Here is a 2889-nt window from a genome sequence, read left to right as displayed (position 1 = left end):
TCCCAAGCTCTCCCGCGGCTGTAACCTCAGGTGGTACGGGCGACTTCGCCAAGCCAAGGTCCGGGCGGCCGCCCGGACCTTGGCTCAATCGCTTCAATCCCACGAAATCTCTCTCGTGTAGATACAAAGGTGGATCGGCGCGTAGCGCCGAGACGGATGAGGGGTGTTCCAGCGGAGTGATACGTTGGCGTTCCCTGGAGCACCCTTCATCCGTCGCCTTCGGCGACACCTTCTCCCACAAGGGGAGAAGGGAGAACCGCGCGAAACATTCGCCGGCTAAATACCAAGCATCCCGGGAAAGGTTTGTCGCGGCCTCTCGCTCTAACTTCTTGTTTTTACGCGATTCCCAAGGGGAAGCGCTACGCGCTTCTCCCGGAAAAACCGCTACGCACTTTTCCTGGAATTACTCTAACTGCGTGGAAACAACAGTCAGAACGGATTGGTAGTCCAGTGAATCACCGGGGCCACCTCTAATCCTGCTTCAACCTCCGGCACAGCTCATCCAGCTGCTCCAGGCTCCGATACGCAACCCGCAGCACCCCGCCCTTGCCCTTGTGGTCGACCGTGACGATCATGCCGGTCGTGTCGGTGAGCAGTTTTTCCAGCGCCAGCGTGTCGGCGTCCTTTTCGGCGGCCGGCGCGGCGGGCTTGGCGCCGTTGGAAGGTGTGCCCGCCGGCATCTGCGCCAGCGCTTCGGCCTGGCGCACGGAAAGGCCTTCCTCGACGATGCGCTTGGCAAGGCCGGCGGGGTCCTCCGCCGTCACCAGCGTGCGGGCGTGGCCGGCCGACAGCGCGCCGTCGACCAGCATGTCGCGGATCACGTCGGGCAGCTTCAACAGCCGCAGCGTGTTGGCGACATGGCTGCGGCTCTTGCCGATCACCTGGCCGAGATCGGCCTGGGTATAGCCATGGTCGTCGATGAGCTGCTGGTAGCCCTGCGCCTCTTCGACCGGATTGAGGTCGGCGCGCTGGACGTTCTCGATGATCGCCAGTTCCAGCGCCGTGCGGTCGTTGACATCGCGGATGATGACCGGGATCTCGGTCAGCCCGGCGCGCTGCGCCGCGCGCCAGCGACGCTCGCCGGCGATGATCTCGTAACGGCCCGCCTCGCTGGGCGACGGCCGCGCCACCACCGGCTGCACCACGCCGTGCTCGCGGATCGACTGGGCGAGATCGGTCAGTTCGGCATCGCCGAAATGCCGGCGCGGATTCTTCGGATTGGCGCTGATGAACTCGATCGGCACCTTGCCATCGGCGCTCATGCCCGGTTTTTCCGGTGCGGCCGGGCGGTCGATCTCACCGATCAAAGCTGCCAGCCCGCGACCCAGTCTTTTCCTCGAGAGATCTTCGTTCATCTTTATTCCACGTCTATTTCGAATCGTTTCGGTATCGAATCGGCTGTTGATTATGCATCTTGCCTAATCAAGCGGCGCGCAATTTACGCTCGCGGCGGATCACTTCGGAGGCCAGCTGCAGATAGGCCTGGCTGCCAGAGCATTTCAGGTCGTAGAGGATCGCCGGCTTGCCATAGGACGGCGCTTCGGACACGCGCACATTGCGCGGTATGATGGTCTCATAGACCTTGTCGCCCATATGCTCGCGCACGTCCTGCACCACCTGGTTGGCGAGGTTGTTGCGGCCGTCATACATGGTCAGCACGATGCCCTGGATGGTGAGATCCGGATTGATCGAGCGGCGCACCTGCTCGACGGTTTCGAGCAACTGGCTGAGGCCTTCCAGCGCGAAGAACTCGCATTGCAGTGGCACGAGAACGGAGTCGGCCGCCGCCATGGAATTCAAGGTCAAAAGATTGAGCGAGGGTGGGCAGTCGATCAGCACATAGCCGAAGGGCGCCCCGCGCTCGGTCGCGGCACGCAGCGCGTTGCGCAGCTTCAGGACCCGGTCGGGCGCCGACGCGATCTCCATCTCGATGCCGAGCAGGTCGAGCGTCGAGGGCACGATCGACAGGCCGGGCACCGCGGTCGGAATGGCCGCGGCTTCCAGGTCCAGTTCGCCCGTCAGCACATCATAGGACGAGACCGTCCGGTCCTTGCGGTCGATGCCGAGGCCGGTGCTTGCATTGCCTTGCGGGTCGAGGTCGACGATCAGCACTTTCTCACCGATCGCCGCCAGCGCGGTGGCCAGGTTGATGGCGGTGGTCGTCTTGCCGACACCGCCCTTCTGGTTGGCTACGGTGATGATTCGAGGGCCGTTCTTCATCATGGGCTTATGCCAGAAATTCATCTTTGGGTCGCCGAATAATCAGGCCGGTCTCGGTTCAGACAGGCCGCACATTGGACAATTCGAGGATGACGCCGCTGGCGTCGGTCACGCTCGGATGTTCTACCAGATCGAAGGTCCACCGGTTAACGCTTTCTTGCACTTCGGCGCGGTAATCCCGGCCTTTGTGGAACAATCCGCGCGCGCCCGAGGTCAGCCATGGCGCGGACAGGTCGAGCAGGACCGGAAGCGAAGCCAGCGCCCGCGCCGTGACGATTTGCGGCTTCGAAACAAGCACATGGCTGTCCTCGATACGGCGCGCCACGACCCGCGCCGGCAAGCCGAATTGACCGATGACGGTCTGCAGGAAAGAGGCCTTCTTGCGGTTGCTTTCGACCAGATGGATGCTGGCCCCCGGGCGCTCGGCGAGCAGAAAAGCCATGACCAGCCCGGGAAAGCCGCCGCCGGAACCGATGTCGACCCAATGCCTGGCTTCAGGCTCTATCCGTGCGAGCTGGGCGCTGTCCAGTATGTGGCGCTGCCAGACATCGGCCGCGGTCGACTGTGCCACGAGATTGATGCTGCGATTCCATTTCTGGAACATGTCTTCGAACGCCACCAGGCGCTCGAATGTTTCACGTGAAACCGGACCGGCAGCGTGTTGCAGGC

The 2889-nt window shown here is 63.0% G+C and carries 3 protein-coding genes; all 3 read right to left on the bottom strand.

The genetic code is table 11. From position 1 onward, the window contains the following. Positions 1 to 470: 470 nt before the first annotated feature. The 3 genes from EOA36_RS32490 to rsmG all read right to left on the bottom strand — a co-directional run bounded on the left by EOA36_RS32490 (position 471) and on the right by rsmG (position 2887). Positions 471 to 1355: a ParB/RepB/Spo0J family partition protein gene (locus EOA36_RS32490; RefSeq protein ID WP_127280905.1), complete on the bottom strand. Its 885-nt coding sequence runs from the start codon at positions 1353 to 1355 to the stop codon at positions 471 to 473. A gap of 67 nt (positions 1356 to 1422) precedes the next feature. Next, positions 1423 to 2223, bottom strand: a complete 801-nt coding sequence (locus EOA36_RS32485; RefSeq protein ID WP_031251964.1) for a ParA family protein — start codon at positions 2221 to 2223, stop codon at positions 1423 to 1425. A gap of 55 nt (positions 2224 to 2278) precedes the next feature. Then, positions 2279 to 2887 (bottom strand): 16S rRNA (guanine(527)-N(7))-methyltransferase RsmG, encoded by a 609-nt coding sequence (rsmG, locus tag EOA36_RS32480; protein WP_127280904.1) that lies wholly within the window; start codon positions 2885 to 2887, stop codon positions 2279 to 2281. Positions 2888 to 2889 lie beyond the last annotated feature (2 nt).

The organism is Mesorhizobium sp. M8A.F.Ca.ET.021.01.1.1, assembly GCF_003998025.1.
In the GTDB taxonomy this organism is placed as follows: domain Bacteria; phylum Pseudomonadota; class Alphaproteobacteria; order Rhizobiales; family Rhizobiaceae; genus Mesorhizobium.
This window is presented reverse-complemented; position numbering and strand designations above follow the sequence as displayed.

Excerpts from the sequence above, each read along its gene's own strand:
- EOA36_RS32485 (WP_031251964.1), bottom strand. The coding sequence starts at position 2,223 with ATGATGAAGAACGGCCCTCGAATCATCACCGTAGCCAACCAGAAGGGC.
- EOA36_RS32490 (WP_127280905.1), bottom strand. The coding sequence starts at position 1,355 with ATGAACGAAGATCTCTCGAGGAAAAGACTGGGTCGCGGGCTGGCAGCT.